The sequence below is a fragment of the Pseudomonas sp. CVAP#3 genome (genome assembly GCF_018986375.1).
Taxonomy (GTDB): domain Bacteria; phylum Pseudomonadota; class Gammaproteobacteria; order Pseudomonadales; family Pseudomonadaceae; genus Aquipseudomonas; species Aquipseudomonas helvetica.
Window position 1 is genome coordinate 18,971 of the sequence record NZ_JAHMSC010000015.1, and the last position, 17,776, is coordinate 36,746.

Here is a 17,776-nt window from a genome sequence, read left to right on the forward strand (position 1 = left end):
GCCTGGAGGGTAACAAGCGCTGAGTCAGGTTCTGCCTTCGCAGGAAGACATTCAGAGCTTGCTGATTCCTGCCAGAGGCTGGCTTGCGCTACAGCCATTTCGGGGAAGGTGATTACGCCGAACAAGAGCAGGTGATTCAGGGGCTGCTGGAAGAGGCGAAAATCGCCAAGGTTGCTGTACACAGTGCAATACAGACGGTCGGTCGATAACGAAGCGGTGGCTTTGTTCTATCCTGAAATTGAACGCAAACCTCAGGAGGAGGGGCTTATGGCAACCGAAAAGCAACGTGAACAGTACGAAGATTCTGAAGAGGAAAAGCCAGAAGAAGCGACCCCGGAAGAGAATCCACCCGATCCGACGTGGAAGCATCCGGACGACGGCAAAAGCCTTTCGGATCTTGACCAGGAATGGCCGCTTAAACCCTGAGCCATCTGCCTTTTGCACAATGCCCGTGGCCAGTCCCGGGCATTGTGCTGTCATCGTTGTGCTAATCCAATGCCGTCGTGGCCGCTGCGGGTCGTGTGCGTACCAGCACGTTATAGCAAACCCGTGGAATGCCCGGCAGGCGGTTGTCGAGCAACTTGCTCAAGGACTCACCCTGATACAGATAGGCGTCGCCAAAGTCGCTGCCGAGCATCGTCGGATGGGCAACGATTTCCAGTAGTCCGTCTGCCGGTGGCCTGGCGTTGCGCAAGTCCACCGGGGTACAGACGTAGTCCGCCGTGGCACCGGCGAGGCGGTGTAAACGCCGGTTGAGCAAGCTCTTGAATACTCGCTTGGCCAGGCTGAGGTTGTGCCCCAGATTGCGCGCCAGGCGAACGGGGACTCCTTGGCGGGCAGCAAAACGCGCGACGATCTCACCGATCGGCCAGATAGTGTGAACATGCTGGTGGGAATCGAGATGGCTGGGCTGCAGGCCATTGTCCAGGCAGTGCTGCCATTGCGCTTCGAGCTCCTTCAGCACTGCATCGTGTTGCTGGCGGCTGAGCCACAGGCGGTGGCGGGGCAGGTTCAGGTCGAACTCGCCAGCCGTGTCGCAAAAGTTTGGTAACTCGAGAATCGTCCGGCTCAGGGGCCGGCCGTACGTGAGGTTGAAGTGCAGGCCGACGCGGCCCTTGAGCAGTGGCTGTTGCGCCAGCTCACAGGCCGCTGCGAAGGCCGGCATGTTGGCCATAACGGTAGCGGAGCTGATCACCCCGGCCTGGAAGGCCCGCAGGATGACTGCGTTTTCATTCAGGCTGAGACCGAAATCGTCAGCGTTGACTATGACTTGGCGAGGCATGTTCGTCCTCCATGGGATGTGCAGTGGGCGCGATTTTTTTATCGACGCCGGTCACGACGGGGGAGCGGGTCAAACGTGCGACAGCTGCCGCACGTTTGGCTTGCCACTGTTGCAGTCTCGGTTTGATGTGCTGCCAGCCCTCGTCCAGACCCCAGCGAATCCACTCATCAAGCAGCACTCGGCCGTTGCCCAGACCGGCATATTGCGGCAGGAACGCCAAGTTGTAGTCGTTAGAGCCGACCCTGTTCCAGCAAGCCTAGACGATAGCTGATGCAACGCCCGTCAAGTTCCAGCACGACCACGCGTACTCGCCCTTGGGCGGCGAGGGTGGTAAATCTGGTTCTCGATCCTTAGCGTGGCGCCGTTCACGCAATTGCTGCCTCATGTGGACCTGTTCTGGACCAGCGTGCTGAGCGTGGTGATCGGCTTCATCCTGGCTTCGGCGTTCTCGGCCATCGTGGTCTACGCTCAAGAACGAGTACCGGGCAACGTCGGGATGATTGCCGGGATGTTCTTCGGTCTGATGTTTGGTTTCGGCGGAAATTGGCCGTCAGGAAGCTCGAGGCGATTGCTGTTTGATCGTTGCTTTGGCGTCAAAGGAGAGGGCGTGTTTTCGCCACGTTTTTATGTGAATCTCTGTGCATGCTACTTGGTCGGAGGGATCCTTATGTTGCGTTTGTTATTGCCTGTGCTCTGCGCGCTGGTGGTCTGGCCCAGCATTACCAGTGCCGACGAAAAAGCCGCGGCTTATCTGCTAAGTCCGGGTGACGTCATTTCGATTTCCGTTTGGGGCGAAGAGAAGCTGAAACAGGAGGTGCACGTACTTCCTGATGGCAGCATTACCTTCCCGCTGGCAGGACAAGTCGATGTTGCGGGGCTTGATGCCACTGCAGTCGCAAAGAAAATCGCTGCCAGGCTCAAGGAGTTCATACCCGATCCGAACGTGAGCGTTGTCATCACGAGCACCGCAGGCAATTCCGTCTATGTGCAGGGTAAGGTGCTGAAGCCCGGCACCGTACAGATGCCAGGTCCAACTTTTGTGCTGCAAGTATTGAGCATGGCGGGCGGGCTCGACAAATTCGCCGACAAGGAGGGCATCAAGGTCGTGCGCCTCAATGGGGCTAAACAAGAGATCCTGCGCGTCCAATACAGCGATTTGATGTCCGGGCGTGACATGTCCACCAATTTTCAACTCCGGGCCGGCGATACGCTGGTCGTGCCTTAGCCTTGCGCTATGCACTAAGGATTATCTTGCCTGTGCTGCGAACGGCGGGAGTTGCGACGGCCATCCTGATCTTGCCGTGCGCCGGTGTGGCCTATGCTGCCACTTGGCAATCAGCAATCGTTGTGCCTTCGACTGTCGAGTACGACAGCAACCCGCTGCTTGTTACGGAAAACAAGAAGGGTGTGACTCGTACGATCATCGCCCCCGATTACACGCTTGTCGGTACTTCAGACCGGGATCAGTGGCGGTTCGGTCTTGGTATGAATCTGGTGCGTTCGTCTGATACGTCCATCGTTTCGGACCGCGAAGACCCCAACGTGCAGTTAGGGTGGCAGCGCGAGACCGAGACGGGTGGTTTTGGACTCACGGCGAAGTATATTGAGAGTTCAACGCTTTCCACTGCGGTTCAAGCGACTGGCGTGATTGCCACCACCGATGGTACGCAAAAGCTAACCTCGTTCGGCGGCAACTGGAGTACCGCTCTCAGTGAGCGAACTACCTTGGTTAACGAAACCGACTACACACATGTCACTTACGACATTAATACACTCACCAACTATGACGAGCTTTCGAACCGCCTGAGCTTTAACTACGCATGGAGCGAGCGTGTGGAGCTATTCACGCGTTTTGGAGTGAAGCGTTATGAGCCGCAGCAGGGATCTGCGCTGTCTTCCTCAAACAGTTACACCCCCACTGCCGGCTTGAACTTTGAGATCTCCGAGCGGCTCAAGGGGTCGCTTTACGCAGGTGTCAATCAAGTCTCTGGCTCGAACAGCCGCCCCCGTGGCCAAGGCGGTTTTTCGTTGCACTATATCGGTGAGCGTGTTGATACAAGTATCGGCGCCAGTCGTAGCACCGTCGCCAGCGGCGACGGCGGTTTTGTCGAGGTTGATAACCTGAACGGTACATGGAGTTATGCCCTCGACGACACCAGCCGTACCGGTTTTGATGCCTCATGGCAAAAAACCAAAGGGCTAACGCCTAATACCCTGCGCAATGTCGGTGTCTGGTTTAGCCGGGAACTCTCGCCTTTTTGGGTGGCGCGCCTATTCTTCACGTACAACGAACGCCAGCAAAATGGCTTGCCGGATGCCACCGCAAACGTCGTCGGGTTGACCTTGACCTATAGTCACCCCAACTTCTGAAATTCAGCTGGGTGATAAATATGACCTCTGAATACGAAATGTCGGTCAATGACTACATTGCTGTCATCAAGCACCATGCCTTGCTGTTGATCCTGAGTTTCGCGGTAATACTCGGCCTGAGCGTAGTGGTCGCGATCTCTATCCCGCCCATCTACGAGTCATCTGGCACTATTCTGGTCGAGTCTCAGCAGATTTCGCCAGACCTGGTGGCGGCGAACAACAATACCTTTGCCGATGAGCGCATCGAAGTCATTCGCCAGCGCGTGATGACCCGTGAGCATCTGGAAGCGATCATCGACAAGTACAATCTTTTTGCTTCGCAAAGCAGGCAGTTGAGCATTTCCGAGAAAATCGATGAAATGCGCAATGCGATTACAGTCTCCTTGGTCAGTGCTGTCGTTAAGGGGCGCGGAGAAGTGACGATTGCTTTCCGTCTTTCCTTTGAGCACCGGCAGCCAGAGATTGCCAACAAAGTGGCCAACGAGCTGGTGACGCTGTTTCTGGATGAAAACATCAAGCAGCGCACCGAGCGCGCCAGTGAAACAACAGTGTTTCTGACGCAGGAGGCGGACAAGCTCAGGGTCGAACTGGAAGCCCTGGAAAACCGCTTGGCAGACTTCAAACAAGCGCACAGCAATGCGCTTCCCGAGCATCAGGAGTTGCGCATGAATATGTTGTCACGCGCCGAAACCGAGCTCAAAGAGGTCGACCGTGACTACAAAACTGCCCGTGAGGAGTTGCGCTTCAATGAGTTGGAGCTTTCCGCAGCAGCGACCAAGCATGGATTGCCCGGCGCGGGGGTTGATAAACAGCAAGATCTGGGAAGCCTGAAGGCGGAGTACACCCGGTTACTGTCGCTGTATACCGAAGCCCACCCCGATGTGCGTGCCGTCAAACGCAAAATTGCTGCACTTGAGGCTACCAAAGGTGCTGGTGGTGCAGCGGCTTCAGTCAATCTGGACCTTGCCAAGGCTCAGGCCCGGATCGCTGCCGCAGAAACACGTATCAAGTCGCTGGCCGATCAAAAGCAGGAAATACTCAAAAAAATAGCCGACTACGAGGCGCAAATTCTTGAGACGCCGCAAGTCGAGCGCGGCTTGGTCACACTGATGCGTGACTATGAAAACGCTAAAAAGAAATACGAGGAAATACGCACCAAGGAAATGAGTGCGAAAATTTCCGAAAGCCTGGAGCAGGAAAACAAAGCCGAGCGTTTTGTTCTTCTGGAATCGCCATTGATGCCTGAAAAGCCGATACGGCCGAACCGTAAAAAAGTGGTCGCCATGGGCTTTGTTCTCGCTCCGGTGGGCGCAGGCGCATTGGTGATGCTCCTTGAGATGCTGAACCAGCGCGTGCGCGGAGCTGAAGCCTTGGCCAGTGTGCTGGGTAGACGCATATTGGTTGCGATTCCCTACATATACACCAGAGCTGAATTGGCACGCCGTAAGCAGTGGCGAACGCGATTGATCCTCAGTGGAGTGGTGATGATCGTGCTCTTTTTGGTGCTCCTGCATTTCTTCTACATGCCTCTGGACCTTCTGATGTTTAAAGCTCTGGGCCGGTTTGCATAAGGAATATAGCCATGGAAATAATCAAGCCCGATACCGAGAATTCCGAGCAACAGCCTTCGTCAAGTCTCGTGACAATACCAAAAGCCATGACAGTGACCGGGCAGTCTGCAAGTCTGAATGCGCTGAGTTATGTGCAAACCAAAGTTGTACCGCTGCGGCCAGATCATCTCGAGCGCAATCGCATTGTGGCGTACAACAAGAATTCGAATATGGGGGGGGCTTTCGATCTGCTGCGTACGCAAGTCCTGAAAGTCATGGAAGAAAATGGCTGGCGCACGCTTGCTATCACCTCGCCAACTCCGGAGGCAGGCAAGACTGTATTGGCTATCAACCTGGCAATGAGCATCGCCCATCACACCACCAAGACGGCGCTACTGGTGGATTTCGACTTGCGTCGTCCGATGGTGGGTGCCTGCCTGGGTCTGCCGATGGAGAAATCGCTCAATGAATTGCTGGCCAATGAAGCGGAACTGCAAGAGGTTCTGGTCAACCCGACCTTGCCGCGCTTTGTAGTCCTGCCGACGCGAGAGCCGATCCCTCTCTCCACCGAGGTGCTGTCATCGCCTACAGTGAGCCATTTGATTGCTGATCTGCGCGAGCGCTACGACTCGCGTATCGTGATTTTCGATTTGCCGCCGTTGTTGAGTTCGGACGATGTTATTACCGTCTTGCCTAAATTCGACTGCGTCCTGCTGGTGGTCGCCAACGGCATGAACAGCAAGAAAGAGATCGAGGAAAGCCTCTATCATCTTGGGACAGCCAATCTGATTGGCACGGTACTAAACAAAGCCGAGCGCCCAAGCCGCTCTTACTACTAGAGCGTCACCCTTAGGTGTTCGGCGTTATGCGCCAGCGCCGACTTTCAGTGCCAAGGGTACTTCTGCTCCCAGCTCCAGGCGTGCGCCACTATCTGTTCAAGTGAGGCAAATTGCGGTTGCCAGCCAAGTAATGTGTTGGCCATGCGGGGATCGGCCACAAGGCGTGGCGGATCGCCGACGCGGCGTGGCGCTTCGCTCACGGAGATATCCTGGCCGGTCACGGCGCGTGCAGTGTCTATTACTTGTTGTACTGAGAAACCTTGACCGTTTCCGAGGTTGAAAGCCGTGCTTGCACCACCTGCCAGTAAATAATTCACGGCAAGCGCATGAGCTGCAACGAGGTCGACAACGTGGATGTAGTCGCGAATGCAAGTGCCGTCAGGTGTGTCGTAGTCACGGCCATAGACGGTGATGGTTGTGCGCCGACCGGAGGCAGCTTGCAGTATCAGTGGCAGCAGGTGGGTTTCCGGTTCACGGCGTTCACCTAACTGTCCTTCAGGGTCTGCTCCGGCGGCGTTGAAGTAGCGCAGGCAGACCGATTTGAGCCCGTATGCACGGTCGAAATCTTCAAGCATCTGCTCCACCATCCACTTGCTGCGACCATAAGGGTTGATCGCGGCCTTGGGATGCTCTTCGTCGATAGGTACATACACCGGATCGCCATAGACGGCTGCGCTCGAGGAAAAAATGAAGTTTTTAACCCCGGCACGAACCAAGGCTTGTAGCAGCGTAAGGGTTCCAGCCAGGTTGTTTTGGTAATACTTGGCAGGTTCAGTGACGGATTCGCCCACCTGTGTAAATGAGGCGAAGTGGAACACGGCATCAAAGTGCTGTCCCGCAAACAAGACGTCCAGGGCTTGTGCGTCGGCGATGTCCAGTTCGACCAATCTCCCGCCCATCAACGCGCCGCGATGGCCTGTTGAAAAGTTGTCTGCCACCACCAGTTCGTGACCTGCACGCAGTAGTTGCTTAACCATATGCGAGCCGATATAGCCTGCGCCACCAACAACCAAAAATTTCATCCTGATCTCCTGGAAACTGTTGCTGTGCAAGCACAGATTGGTACGCCAGTTCGATCCACCTGATCATTACGTTAAAAGACAGGTTAGCTATTGATTCGCCAGCGCGCTGGATGATGCTGTATTGACAGGGCCTGGCTGTGCGTTGCCTGAGGTTGTAGCTGGCGTGACGGCTTTTTTCAAAAACAACCAGTTCGACGCCTGCAAGCCGTCGAACTTGATCGTATAGCGTCCATCAAGGTAGGTGGCGGGCAGCTTCTTCATTTGTCCAGGGATGTCGTGGGTGAACAGTGTCAAGCCTTGCGGCGCCTGGATTGTCAGGGTGCCTTCGAGGGGCTCGACATAAAAAGGTGTTTTGTTGTCGTCTTTGGGGATGGCACGGGTACCCAGCGAAATCAGTAAATCCTGCGATCGGCCGATAGGCGCGTCGTCCAGGCTTTGCACCACCACACTGGCATTAGCGGTCTTCACTTGAACCTGGATGTTGCCAAGGCTGATCGACTCGCCGCCAATCCAGCCGGTTGCTGCTTGGGTGCGTGGCGTATTGATGGTGTAGATGCCTAGTTTCCAGTTGCGCTTTAACTCGCCAGTGTCTGTCGTGGACTCGCTGGCATTGGCGTCCAGCAGCGACTGGTTGGGGTCATGAAACACCTGTGCATTGCTCGGGATAGCACTCTGTTGCAACCAGGGCAATTGCGGCGTCTGTGGCATGGCGATTTCCAGCTTGCCTTTCTCCATGGCTGTGCGCAGTAGAGCCGCGTTGGCTGGTGTGATGCGTTGGTTAAATAGGGTGCTTGGCGTCGGCGCGAAGACATAGGTCGTTGTTGCTTCGCGAACGTCTGCACGGCGATAAAGCAAGGCGGCGGCGGGCAGGGTGGCCAGCATTGCGGGGTCGTTATAGGCGTGCCAGTTGTCGGCAGTTATCCATTCGCCGGTTAGCGGCTCCTGGCTGTAGGCATATTGCATCAGCGCATCCCAGCCTTGGTGGCTGGCGGTGCCGGCCATATAGAGTGGCAGCGAGTGGCGGTCAGGTGCCGGGAATGGTTCAGTGTTCCACTCGGTGACGGTCAGGGGTTTGCCTATCACTTGGCCGGCGGCAATCCAGTTCAGTAAACCGTCGCTGGTGAGCGGGTTTTTCTCTAGCTGCCCAGAGCCACCGTAGCTATGGACGTCGATCAGGTCGCCGGCGGTAAGGGCCGGTAGGGAGCTTAGGCTGTCGCCGCCCCAGCTACTGGTCGTGGCGATGGGTACCTTCACTCCTGATTCACGTAGGTGCTGAATCATGTCTACGTTGAAACGTCGCTCCAAATCGTTGAGGAACAGCTTGGCGGGGCCTGGCTCCCAGGAGCGCCAGGTCTGGCTTGCAGATAGATTGTGCTGGTTCGCAAAGGCCTCGGCCTCGGCCATGTAGATATGGTTGTGCTTTGGCACTCGTTTGTCTGGTAACAGGGCGTTGCCAAAGTGCTGGGTGACATCGTTTTCGTTGGTAATCAGTACGGCGGCGATCGCCGGATCGTCTTTGTAGGCGAGTCCGGTGTAGGTGTTTACATGGGTCAAATAGGCTTGGGCAAAGCGCTTCATTGCCTGCTGAATGGTGATGTTTACATAGGCATAGCCCTTCAGATCGGCGTTGTTCTGGCCATTCTTTGGCATTTCATCGAAGCCATAGATGTTGTCGTTTGCAGTCAAGGCTCGCTCGACGTGCATATCGAGCCATACATAAATGCCCTCGTCTTTGAGGCACTTGATCCACCAGTCGATTTTTTTCAGTGAGTCGGGGCTTAGTTGCTGAGTGTCCTGCGTGAGGTTGCTGTCGCGAAAGATGTTTGGGCTGACCCATGGGGAATCATGGTGGTGCAGTCGTACGAGATTGAAACCCAGTGCCGACAGACGTTTGGCCTGCAGCTTGATTGCATCGTCTGGCGTACGAAACAGCGCATAGGCCGTCAGGTTAGTGCCCCAGAAGCGCGCTGGGGTGTTGTCTGCGAATAACAGTTGCTCGCCGGATACTTTGACGAAGCCGCGCTTGCCTGCAGGTTTTTCGTGAGCGTTAAGAAAGGACAGATCGACCGGCGAGGTTTTCCAGTCGAGCGTGTCACTCGGCCAGCTCCTTGTGTCCGCCAGCCCGAAGCGCTCGGTTGTGGTCGGACCGAGTACCACATCGCCAGATATACTCAAGGTGGCTTTGAAATTTTGGCGGCCGGGTTTGATCGTGTTCTTGTAAAAAAAAGCACGCACCTGAGATTTATCACCCGGTTCAAAGTACACACTTGCCAGTGCAGGCTCAAAACGCATCTCGATGCGTCGGCTTTGTGTATTCCCCCAGGACCAGCCGCGGTTGTCGGGTAGCAAAGCCGGCTCACCCATTTTTCCATCGTAAAGGGCAGGATCGAACTTGAAGACGATGCCCCCGCCCATCACGTCCGGCATCATGCTGTGTGCATCCAGGGCAATGTTCCAGGTCAACTTCTGCTCGTCTTCCTTCTGAATCTGCGCAGTCACGTCGAAATCCAGGTTTTTGTTCTTGCCTGCAAGGGAGTAGCTGTAAGGGGTGTTCACCTTGAACGCGGTCGGCAAATCCGTCCATTCCCAGTTGCTCCCCCAGAAGGCGAATGAAGAAGAAACTACAGGGTTGCCACCGCGCGCCAGCATTGGCAGACCGCTGCGCTCATCCACGCTGGAGACCCAGTCCGACGCCCAGGTGCTAAACGGCCAAACAGCAAGGAGAACCACTAGCAGCATATGGGTGCGGTGAACAAAAGAGGTCATGAGCGTTACCAGGGTTGAAGGTTGGCGCTCGCAGTGCTTGCAGTCTCAGTGCGCTTGAGCCTGCGCACCATCTGAGCATAGGCCACACCCAGTCCGGCCACCGACCAATACACCACGGGGATCACCGTGATACTGCTAACGGTAAAGATGGTCACCAGTATCCCGGCCAGTACCGCCAACAGCGCTCGTCCGAGTCGGCGCGCCTCATCGTCTTTGTTGGGGACCGAACGCATTGCTCTGCGGATGCCGAGCAGCACAGTGGCGAAAAAAACCACGAATAGCGTCAATCCGATCAGGCCGATGTCCAGCGCCAGGGCGATATAGGTATTCACAATATCGATGATGCCCTCGCCCTGAATCATGGACTGCATCTCAGGAGTGTTGCGGTAATCGAAAGAGCCCAGCCAAGGGTTGCGCTGGATGACGATCACTGAGTTATCAATCAAGCGCTGCCGGTACGTGATGTTCTCTGCGTCTACCGTACCGATGAACGGTAGTAGATCCAGGATTTTTTGCCCGTCAGGCACGATGGCCAGCAGGGGAAGGGCGAGTACTCCGGCAATTGCCAGAAGCATCAGGCGTTTGACAGCAGCACGGCCGGTGGCGATGAACACGGTGATCATGACGGCTGCACCGATCCAGGGGCCTCGCGACAGCGGTGCAAACAGACCGCCAGCCAGCAAGAGCGCGCCGAGGAATTGCTGCAATCGGCTGCGTACGCTCTCGCGCAAGAACAGGTAAAAGCCGATGGCCACGCTAATGACGTAACCCAGTGCGATTGCCTGGCCGGTGGTGGCGCTGGCGCGTAATGAATCACCACGATTCAAGTAGCCGGACATTTCCCAGTGCATGCCCAGGGCGACAATCAGCGCGTTGTACAGAAGCCAATGGCGGGCAAATTCGACGAGACCAATAAGCGCCAGCACCATGGCGGCGAGTACAAATCCCAACAGAGCATCCTTGAAGTCGCTGAGTTCCTTCAGTGCCCTGCTGGCAACGTAGTAAGGCAAAAAAACGTCTGTGAACAGGTAGAGCGTCTGGCGCAAGGTGTCGGTCAGCGTGGTGTTACGCAGGTAAAGCAGGCTCGTCAGCAAGAGGTAGGCCGCTAGCAGTTTGTCAGGCCAGGTGCGTCCGAAGCTCGGTGTGCTTGCTTGCCTGCGTAGCATGAAAAAAGCCGGCAACAACAGACACAATGCGAGCAGACGAATATGGTTAAGTGCAAAAAAATAGTTGATCAGGCCGAAGCCGGGAATCTGTGCCGGGGCCGGCGGGATGAGAAACAGCAGAAGGAAAAACAGTGCCAGAGGATTGCGTTCGCGTTGTCGTGCGACGGTCAAAATGATAGCGGCAATGCCCGCGTACACCCAGAAACTGTGCGAGACAAAGGCCAGTAGCGTCAATGCAAACCACAGATTGCGGCGACGAGTGAAGTCGTGGTATGGGATCAGGTCTACTGCTGGTCGACGCGCCAGGGCAAAAACGACGCCAGCTAAAACTAGAATGACGATTAGCGCGCGAAAGTGCTCAGGCATGGATTATTGAACTCATGGATTGGTGAGCGACGGCTAGTGAGATGACCAATTGTAGCTATAGTAACGTGCGTACCATTTGAGTTCGGGGTTGATGTCATGCCTCCAATTGATTTATCGCAATCGTTGAGCCTTCGCAGGCGAGCGATATCTGCTGGGGCATGGAATCTGGGTGCGCTTGTTGCCTCTCAAGCAATTCGCTTGGGCGGCAACCTGGTAATGGCCCGTTTGCTGATGCCGGAAATTTTCGGCGTAATGATCATCGCCACCACCGTTTCGGTGGTTCTGCACTTGCTTTCCGATGTCGGTTTGCGCCAGAACATTATCCAGAGCCCGCGTGGCGACGATCCAGTGTTTCTCAATACCGCCTGGACAGTGCAGATCCTGCGTGGCGTTGTCCTTTTTGCTTCGACACTTCTAATCGCGGGCTTCACCTGGTTTGCGCAAGTCATCAATCTGTGGTCGGCCAATTCCACCTATGCCGCACCGGAGTTGCCGCTGGTGTTGGCCTTTACCGGTTTTACCGCGATCATCTTTGGGTTCCAGTCGACGAAACTCGACTTGGCCGTTCGCGATTTCCAGCAAAAGAAAGTGGTGCTCCTCGACTTTGCATCCCAGCTTGCGGGCCTGCTGGTGATGCTGGGCATCGGTTACTTCACCAGGTCTGTCTGGTCGCTGGTGATTGCAGGTCTGGTCTCGGCCATGGTCGGCACTGTTATTGGTCATCTATGGTTTCAGGGCCCGCCTAACCGTCTACAGTGGGACCGCTCTGCGCTTAATGAGTTAGTCGTCTTCGGCCGTTGGATACTGTTGTCTTCGGCAGTGGGAGTATTGGCCATGTTTGGTGATCGCATCTGGTTCGGCGGCAGCATGTCGGCCACTGAACTGGGCGTCTACTCCATTGCGGTGCTGATTTTGGGCACTCTTCAAACCGCAGTGCTTAGGTTGGTCGGGGCCGTGGCTCTGCCGGCCTTCAGTGAAGCCTCAAGAAGTAATGACACCGCGCGGCTCCGCGTTTTGTATTACCGCTTCAGATTGATTTTCGATCTTGCTTTGCTGTTTGTCTGTGGACTGTTCTTGACCGTCAGTCCGCTCATCGTTGGTGGGTTATACGATGAGCGTTATGCCGCTGCCGGCACCATGATGGCCATTCTTTCACTTTCTTTTTTCACATTGCGCTACACGGTGGCGCATCAAGTTTGGCTTGCCTTGGGACTCACAAAGTACCAAGCCATGGATAACATTATTCGCATTGTCTCGTTATGGGTGCTACTGCCGTTGCTGCTGGCGATTGGCGGGGTAAAGTATGCGATTTGGGGCGTTGCCCTGCATACGTTCCCTACGCTTATCCTGATTGTTTATGTCAATCGTCAGGTGGGGCTGTTCGATCTCAAGCGTGAACTGGTGGTGCTGCCAATGCTGGCGGTGGGGGCTTTGTGTGGAGAGTTAGTGTTGGGCGTTGCTAAATGGCTTTGATTCGATCTATGTCTCTTGCTGTTTCCAATGCTGTGACAGACCGTCACGATGTGTTGATTGATGGAAGTTGCTTGGCTGGAAGTACATTGAATTTGAGTAGGCTTTCAGCGGTTTTGGAGGTGATCGAATGAAAGTGACTTTTGTGTTGCCGGTGGTGAACATGTCGGGTGGAATTCGCGTCGTTGCAATTTACGCTAAGGCATTGTTTGAAATGGGGCATGATGTAACGCTCGTTTCCCCGCCTGCACCTCCTGTTCCGCTGGATAAGAAGATGAAGAGTTTCATCACGGGTGAGGGGTGGCCGATAAGCGAAAGAAGTCCATCTCACTTAGACGGTCTTGGTCTTGATCACCGGGTGATAGAAAAATACAGGCCTATTGTGGATTCGGATGTTCCAGATGCGGATGTTGTAATTGCAACGTGGTGGGAAACGGCTGAGTGGGTGAGCTCTCTAGGTCAGGCCAAGGGTGTAAAAGTGTATTTTGTGCAGGCGCATGAGGTGTTTCCTTATTGCCCGGTGGATAGGGTTGTGGCGACATATAAGATGCCTTTGCATAAGATAACCATTTCGAAGTGGTTGGCTGATGTCATGAGCATGGAGTATGGCGACTCTGATGTTGGCTTGGTTGGGAATAGTGTCGACCATCAGCAGTTTTTTTCCGCGCCGAGGGGAAAACAGCGTTGCCCAACAATCGGGTTTTTGTATCATGAAGCGCCATTTAAGGGGGTTGATGTTGCGCTTCAGGTAGTTTCTTTGCTTGAGAAAAAATTTTCAAAACTTCGAGTTATAGCCTTTGGAAGTGCTCCTCCTAGTGGTCTTTTTAAGCTTCCAGAGAGTCTTGAGTTTTATCTTTCTCCCGATCAACATCGTATTCGTGATTTATATGCACAATGTGATGTCTGGCTCGCAGCAAGCCGGAGTGAGGAAGGCTTTAATCTGACGGCGATGGAAGCGATGGCATGTAGGGCGCCGGTAGTTTCAACGCGTACTGGCTGGCCGTTAGAGGCAATATCTTGTTTCAAAAACGGCGTACTGGCCGATATTGATGATACTGTTGCCTTGGCTCGTGGTGTTGAATGGCTATTGAATTTAGACGAGCAGGGGTGGTGTGCGGTTTCAGAAATGGCATGTCAAACTGTGGCTTCAAGTTCTTGGGAGAACTCTGCAAAATTATTTGAAGCTGCGCTTATTAATGCGTGTATGAGGCGTTCGCCTGAGTAGCAGTTGTTTTAAGCGGAGCTTGAATGATGTCGATTTATAAAGAGTTTTGTAATCCGACGATGAGAGTTCAGCAGTTTCTTGGGGGGCGATCTAATGATTAGTGCCCCTCTTGATGTGTTAGTAGTGAACTACAATACAGCGGCTCTGCTGCAGCCCATGTTTAATGCGTTGCGCGAGTCAAATAGTGCTGATCGAACGCGCTATTTAGTGGTGGACAATGCCTCTGCCGATAATTCACTGGAGTGCCTGGCAGCTATTTGTCCAGAGGCATTTCTGCTGGCCAATGAAAATAATGTTGGCTTTGGTCGTGCCAACAATCAATTGGTTGAGCACCTGCAGGGCAAGTACGCGTTGCTCCTCAATACCGATGCCTTTGTTGCTACCGATACCCTGAGCAAGACCCTCGATTACATGGAGGCTCACCCTGATTGCGGAGTCCTCGGCGTTCGGTTGGTTGGGCGAGAGGGTGATTTGCAGCCCTCCTGTCGCTATTTTCCGACACCGTTGAATGTCTTCCTCTCGCGTACAGGGCTGGAACGCTTTTTCCCTGTGGTGAAGAGGGTCGACGACATGGACTGGGATCATGCCTCGGTCCGTGAGTGCGACTGGGTGCCCGGCTGCTATTACTTGATCCGCCGTGAAGTCATCGATCAGATTGGCTTGTTCGACCCGCGCTACTTTCTTTACTACGAGGAGGTCGATCACTGCAAACGCGTTAAACAGGCTGGCTGGAAGGTGGTTTATTACCCGCATACCACGGTGGTGCATATCGGCGGTGAAAGTGCCAAATCGGTTGTCAAACTCAATGTGGTCAGTCGACAGATACCCAGGTTACAAATCGAAAGCGAGCTTTTGTACTTTCGCAAGCACCACGGTCTACCGGGTTTGGCCTCACATATGTTGCTGGTGAGCCTGGGGGATCTGATTCTGGCGCTCAAGGCTCTATTGAAAGGCCGCGGCCGGGCCGCCATAGGGGCGTGTTGGCAGCATGCTCGTGATACTTGGGCGTTGCTGCGCGATACCCAATTTGCTAGCCAACCAACACGGTAGATCAACTTATGTTCGAAAATATACGCGCGGACTTGCGTGCACACGCTGGTGATTGGGCTGCTCAGGGGTTCTGGGTGATGCTGGTTTATCGCTTTGGGCGCTGGCGCTACGGTGTGCGCCCTGCATTGTTGCGTAAGTTGCTCTCCTTTATATACAAAGTGCTCTTCAAATTGGTGCAGATCGTGACGGGTGTCGAGCTGCCGTGTGAGGTGGTGATCGGGCGCAACTTCGTCATCGATCATTTCGGCGGAATCGTGATCAGTGGTTATGCTCAGTTCGGCGATGATTGCCGCATCCGCAATGGCGTGGTCGTGGGGCTCAAGAATGTGGATGAGCCGATTGCCCCGGTGATGGGTAACAACGTTGATATCGGTGCCGGGGCCAAGGTGCTGGGCAATATCCGCATTGGTAACAACGTCGTGATTGGTGCCAATGCCGTGGTGCTGACAGATGTACCGGACGACTCGGTGGCAGTGGGCGTGCCTGCGACTATCAAGAAAAGGCAGCGCGCAGAAGCAAGGGAATGCTTATGAACCCTCCGGTGGACGATATCGAGCAGTTTTACATCGCTGAGTGAACTCAATGGCTACTGGTATCGGTGTCGTTGTTATCGGTCGCAATGAAGGCCTGCGGCTTGAGCGTTGCCTGGCTTCGCTGGGCGGTGCGGCGCAGAAGGTTATTTATGTCGACTCTGGATCAACGGATGGTTCAGTCCAGATGGCACGACGGCTTGGGGTCGAGGTGGTTGAGTTGGATATGTCGATTCCCTTTACGGCTGCGCGCGCGCGCAATGAAGGATTTGCCTGCGTGCAACGTTTATTGCCAGCGATGCGTTATGTGCAGTTTGTCGATGGTGATTGCGAGGTTGTCGGTGGCTGGCTGCCCCGGGCGCAGGCCTTTCTTGATGCTCAGCCTGAGGTTGCGGTGGTCTGTGGACGGCGCCGCGAACGTTTTCCACAGCGTTCGATTTACAACTTATTGTGTGATCTTGAATGGGATACCCCGATAGGTGAGGCCAAGGCGTGTGGTGGAGATGCGCTGATACGGGCTGATGCCTTCGCCGCAGTGTCTGGTTTTCGAGCGGATCTTATTGCCGGGGAAGAGCCTGAGTTGTGTGTGCGTCTGCGTGCGAATGGATGGAAAGTCTGGCGCCTGGCTGACGAAATGACCTTGCACGATGCGGCCATGACCCGCTTCGGCCAATGGTGGCGGCGTACCCTGCGTGGTGGCTATGCCTTTGCCGAGGGCGCATTTTTGCATGGGGCCGCACCGGAGCAACATTGGCAGCGTGAGTCGCGCCGGGCCTGGCTCTGGGGCTTGGGTGTCCCGCTGGCGACTATGATCGCGAGTTTGATGCTGGGATGGTTTGGGCTGCTTCTGCTGCTGGTCTATCCACTGCAGGTGGTGCGCTTGGCTCGCCGGTGCGATAGATCAGCGCGCGAAAACTGGCTGCAGGCCTTCTTTCTGGTGCTGAGCAAATTTCCCGAGATGCTCGGGCAAGTCAAGTTTCTGTTGAACAGATTTGGCGCCGGCAAGACAGCGTTGATCGAATACAAGTGAGACGTCTATGAATGATTGGCTGATACTAAAAAGCGTGTTTTCTTTACATGCAGGGTATTCCTTTAGAGCATTGAAAAATAAGCTTGTATTACTGATTTTAGTTGGAAAAAACTGGTCCGAGCTAAAGTTGTTTTTGTGGCGTATGTCGAATGCCCTGGGCAAGACCGGTTTTGAGAAGTTGGGAGGTGATTGTGTGGGTGTTGTTCATTGGCCGTACATCAGTAGATGCTGGAGAACTCAGGATAGACTTGGTGTGTTGGCCTCGCATTACGAAGTCGTCACAAAAAGCTGTCCGCAGCTATTACTTCTGGGACGAAATGACAGCTTGATGTTGAGTGACTTGTCGGAGTGCTCTGTTGGTTGTTCCTTGGTTCTAGATCGTCCGGTATGGTTTATGCGTGAAGGGGAGCTGGTGCTGAATTTGTTTCAGGGTGATTTGCGTATTGCATCAATAGCGTTCACCTTGTGTCGCACGGAAGTTGAGTTATGTATTTTTATCGGTGCCGTTCAAGGGATACACAAAGGCGTAGAGAGTGATAGGTCTTTGGATATTTATAGAGCACTGACAAAAGATTTTGAAGGCCTTCGCCCAAGAAGTCTTCTGATTGAAGCCATTAAGTATATTGCAAGAAGTGTTGGTGTTGAAAAGATTTATGCGATAGGGGATGGATATCGTCATCATCGTCATCCGTATTTTGGGGCTGAAAAAGCTCAAGACCTAGCGGCTAATTATGATGTCATATGGTTGGAACATGGAGCGATTCCGTCCGGGCGCGAAGACTTTTTTGAAATTCCCATGGTGTTGTCCAAAAAAGCGCTTGATTGTATTCCTTCTAAAAAACGTGCCATGTACCGCAGGCGTTATGAGCTTCTAGATGATATTTCTACAAGGATAGATAGTGTGTTAATAGGCAGCTGTGCAACTAACACAAGCGCTCATCAGGTCGATATTTGACTGTCGGGCCTGGCGGCATGAAACTACAGTAGTCACTCTTGGTTGGTTGGCAGGCGGCACTGTTTCAACTATTGGTTCCGAAGTGTATATAAGGTGCCGGAGCGAAAATTCCAGGTGGGGTATTGCTCGGAGAAAATGCAAGGATCGGAATAAAC

The 17,776-nt window shown here is 54.3% G+C and carries 17 protein-coding genes and 1 pseudogene; 13 read left to right on the plus strand and 5 right to left on the minus strand.

Translation table 11 applies throughout. The annotated features are described in order from the left end of the window. The first annotated feature begins 83 nt into the window (after positions 1–83). Both KRR23_RS29325 and KRR23_RS21825 read left to right on the plus strand, forming a co-directional pair. On the plus strand, positions 84–209 hold the full coding sequence (locus KRR23_RS29325) for a hypothetical protein (RefSeq protein ID WP_259740097.1): 126 nt from the start codon (positions 84–86) through the stop codon (positions 207–209). Between the two features lie 58 nt (positions 210–267). Next, positions 268–426 carry a hypothetical protein gene (locus tag KRR23_RS21825; RefSeq protein WP_216744203.1) on the plus strand — a complete coding sequence of 53 codons (159 nt, stop codon included), beginning with the start codon at positions 268–270 and terminating at the stop codon, positions 424–426. Positions 427–487: 61 nt separating this feature from the next. Here KRR23_RS21825 and KRR23_RS21830 read toward each other — a convergent pair whose 3' ends face one another. Continuing rightward, positions 488–1,282: a carbohydrate deacetylase gene (locus KRR23_RS21830; RefSeq protein WP_216744204.1), complete on the minus strand. Its 795-nt coding sequence runs from the start codon at positions 1,280–1,282 to the stop codon at positions 488–490. Next, positions 1,254–1,502 (minus strand): hypothetical protein, encoded by a 249-nt coding sequence (locus KRR23_RS21835; RefSeq protein ID WP_216744205.1) that lies wholly within the window; start codon positions 1,500–1,502, stop codon positions 1,254–1,256. Before KRR23_RS21835 ends, KRR23_RS21830 begins: the two co-directional genes overlap by 29 nt. Before the next feature lie 93 nt (positions 1,503–1,595). Here KRR23_RS21835 and KRR23_RS21840 point away from each other — a divergent pair. The 5 genes and pseudogenes from KRR23_RS21840 to KRR23_RS21860 form a co-directional block, all read left to right on the plus strand. Continuing rightward, positions 1,596–1,823 (plus strand): annotated as a pseudogene (locus KRR23_RS21840) (MFS transporter); the annotation flags it as partial. 126 nt (positions 1,824–1,949) lie between these two features. Further along, positions 1,950–2,507, plus strand: coding sequence for a polysaccharide biosynthesis/export family protein (locus KRR23_RS21845; RefSeq protein ID WP_216744292.1), 558 nt, complete (start codon positions 1,950–1,952; stop codon positions 2,505–2,507). A gap of 26 nt (positions 2,508–2,533) precedes the next feature. Continuing rightward, complete coding sequence (locus KRR23_RS21850) at positions 2,534–3,652, plus strand: hypothetical protein (RefSeq protein ID WP_216744206.1); 1,119 nt, start codon at positions 2,534–2,536, stop codon at positions 3,650–3,652. A 20-nt stretch (positions 3,653–3,672) separates the two neighbouring features. Further along, entirely contained in the window at positions 3,673–5,223 is a 1,551-nt protein-coding gene (locus KRR23_RS21855; RefSeq protein WP_216744207.1) for a Wzz/FepE/Etk N-terminal domain-containing protein, read from the plus strand. Between the two features lie 86 nt (positions 5,224–5,309). After that, entirely contained in the window at positions 5,310–6,041 is a 732-nt protein-coding gene (locus tag KRR23_RS21860) for a CpsD/CapB family tyrosine-protein kinase (protein ID WP_253912216.1), read from the plus strand. A 44-nt stretch (positions 6,042–6,085) separates the two neighbouring features. Here the strand turns inward: KRR23_RS21860 and galE are convergent, their stop codons facing one another. The 3 genes from galE to KRR23_RS21875 form a co-directional block, all read right to left on the minus strand. Continuing rightward, positions 6,086–7,063, minus strand: a complete 978-nt coding sequence (gene galE / locus KRR23_RS21865; RefSeq protein WP_216744209.1) for a UDP-glucose 4-epimerase GalE — start codon at positions 7,061–7,063, stop codon at positions 6,086–6,088. 87 nt (positions 7,064–7,150) lie between these two features. Next, positions 7,151–9,829: a cellulase family glycosylhydrolase gene (locus tag KRR23_RS21870; protein WP_216744210.1), complete on the minus strand. Its 2,679-nt coding sequence runs from the start codon at positions 9,827–9,829 to the stop codon at positions 7,151–7,153. A 5-nt stretch (positions 9,830–9,834) separates the two neighbouring features. Continuing rightward, on the minus strand, positions 9,835–11,361 hold the full coding sequence (locus KRR23_RS21875) for an O-antigen ligase (RefSeq protein ID WP_216744211.1): 1,527 nt from the start codon (positions 11,359–11,361) through the stop codon (positions 9,835–9,837). A 96-nt stretch (positions 11,362–11,457) separates the two neighbouring features. Here KRR23_RS21875 and KRR23_RS21880 point away from each other — a divergent pair, with 96 nt between their 5' ends. The 6 genes from KRR23_RS21880 to KRR23_RS21905 all read left to right on the plus strand — a co-directional run bounded on the left by KRR23_RS21880 (position 11,458) and on the right by KRR23_RS21905 (position 17,621). Next, entirely contained in the window at positions 11,458–12,834 is a 1,377-nt protein-coding gene (locus tag KRR23_RS21880) for an oligosaccharide flippase family protein (RefSeq protein ID WP_216744212.1), read from the plus strand. Between the two features lie 127 nt (positions 12,835–12,961). Continuing rightward, on the plus strand, positions 12,962–14,056 hold the full coding sequence (locus KRR23_RS21885; protein WP_216744213.1) for a glycosyltransferase family 4 protein: 1,095 nt from the start codon (positions 12,962–12,964) through the stop codon (positions 14,054–14,056). A 93-nt stretch (positions 14,057–14,149) separates the two neighbouring features. Beyond that, entirely contained in the window at positions 14,150–15,106 is a 957-nt protein-coding gene (locus KRR23_RS21890; protein ID WP_216744214.1) for a glycosyltransferase family 2 protein, read from the plus strand. A gap of 8 nt (positions 15,107–15,114) precedes the next feature. Then, a complete protein-coding gene (locus KRR23_RS21895; protein WP_216744215.1) occupies positions 15,115–15,639 on the plus strand; it encodes a serine O-acetyltransferase in 525 nt (174 codons plus the stop codon). A 49-nt stretch (positions 15,640–15,688) separates the two neighbouring features. Beyond that, positions 15,689–16,666 (plus strand): glycosyltransferase family 2 protein, encoded by a 978-nt coding sequence (locus KRR23_RS21900; RefSeq protein ID WP_216744216.1) that lies wholly within the window; start codon positions 15,689–15,691, stop codon positions 16,664–16,666. Between the two features lie 7 nt (positions 16,667–16,673). After that, on the plus strand, positions 16,674–17,621 hold the full coding sequence (locus KRR23_RS21905) for a DUF535 family protein (protein WP_216744217.1): 948 nt from the start codon (positions 16,674–16,676) through the stop codon (positions 17,619–17,621). Positions 17,622–17,776 lie beyond the last annotated feature (155 nt).

Coding starts and splice junctions, on each gene's coding strand:
- KRR23_RS21825 (WP_216744203.1), top strand. CDS start 268: ATGGCAACCGAAAAGCAACGTGAACAGTACGAAGATTCTGAAGAGGAA.
- KRR23_RS21830 (WP_216744204.1), bottom strand. CDS start 1,282: ATGCCTCGCCAAGTCATAGTCAACGCTGACGATTTCGGTCTCAGCCTG.
- KRR23_RS21845 (WP_216744292.1), top strand. CDS start 1,950: ATGTTGCGTTTGTTATTGCCTGTGCTCTGCGCGCTGGTGGTCTGGCCC.
- KRR23_RS21855 (WP_216744207.1), top strand. CDS start 3,673: ATGACCTCTGAATACGAAATGTCGGTCAATGACTACATTGCTGTCATC.
- KRR23_RS21860 (WP_253912216.1), top strand. CDS start 5,310: ATGACAGTGACCGGGCAGTCTGCAAGTCTGAATGCGCTGAGTTATGTG.
- galE (WP_216744209.1), bottom strand. CDS start 7,063: ATGAAATTTTTGGTTGTTGGTGGCGCAGGCTATATCGGCTCGCATATG.
- KRR23_RS21870 (WP_216744210.1), bottom strand. CDS start 9,829: ATGACCTCTTTTGTTCACCGCACCCATATGCTGCTAGTGGTTCTCCTT.
- KRR23_RS21875 (WP_216744211.1), bottom strand. CDS start 11,361: ATGCCTGAGCACTTTCGCGCGCTAATCGTCATTCTAGTTTTAGCTGGC.
- KRR23_RS21880 (WP_216744212.1), top strand. CDS start 11,458: ATGCCTCCAATTGATTTATCGCAATCGTTGAGCCTTCGCAGGCGAGCG.
- KRR23_RS21885 (WP_216744213.1), top strand. CDS start 12,962: ATGAAAGTGACTTTTGTGTTGCCGGTGGTGAACATGTCGGGTGGAATT.
- KRR23_RS21890 (WP_216744214.1), top strand. CDS start 14,150: ATGATTAGTGCCCCTCTTGATGTGTTAGTAGTGAACTACAATACAGCG.
- KRR23_RS21895 (WP_216744215.1), top strand. CDS start 15,115: ATGTTCGAAAATATACGCGCGGACTTGCGTGCACACGCTGGTGATTGG.
- KRR23_RS21900 (WP_216744216.1), top strand. CDS start 15,689: ATGGCTACTGGTATCGGTGTCGTTGTTATCGGTCGCAATGAAGGCCTG.
- KRR23_RS21905 (WP_216744217.1), top strand. CDS start 16,674: ATGAATGATTGGCTGATACTAAAAAGCGTGTTTTCTTTACATGCAGGG.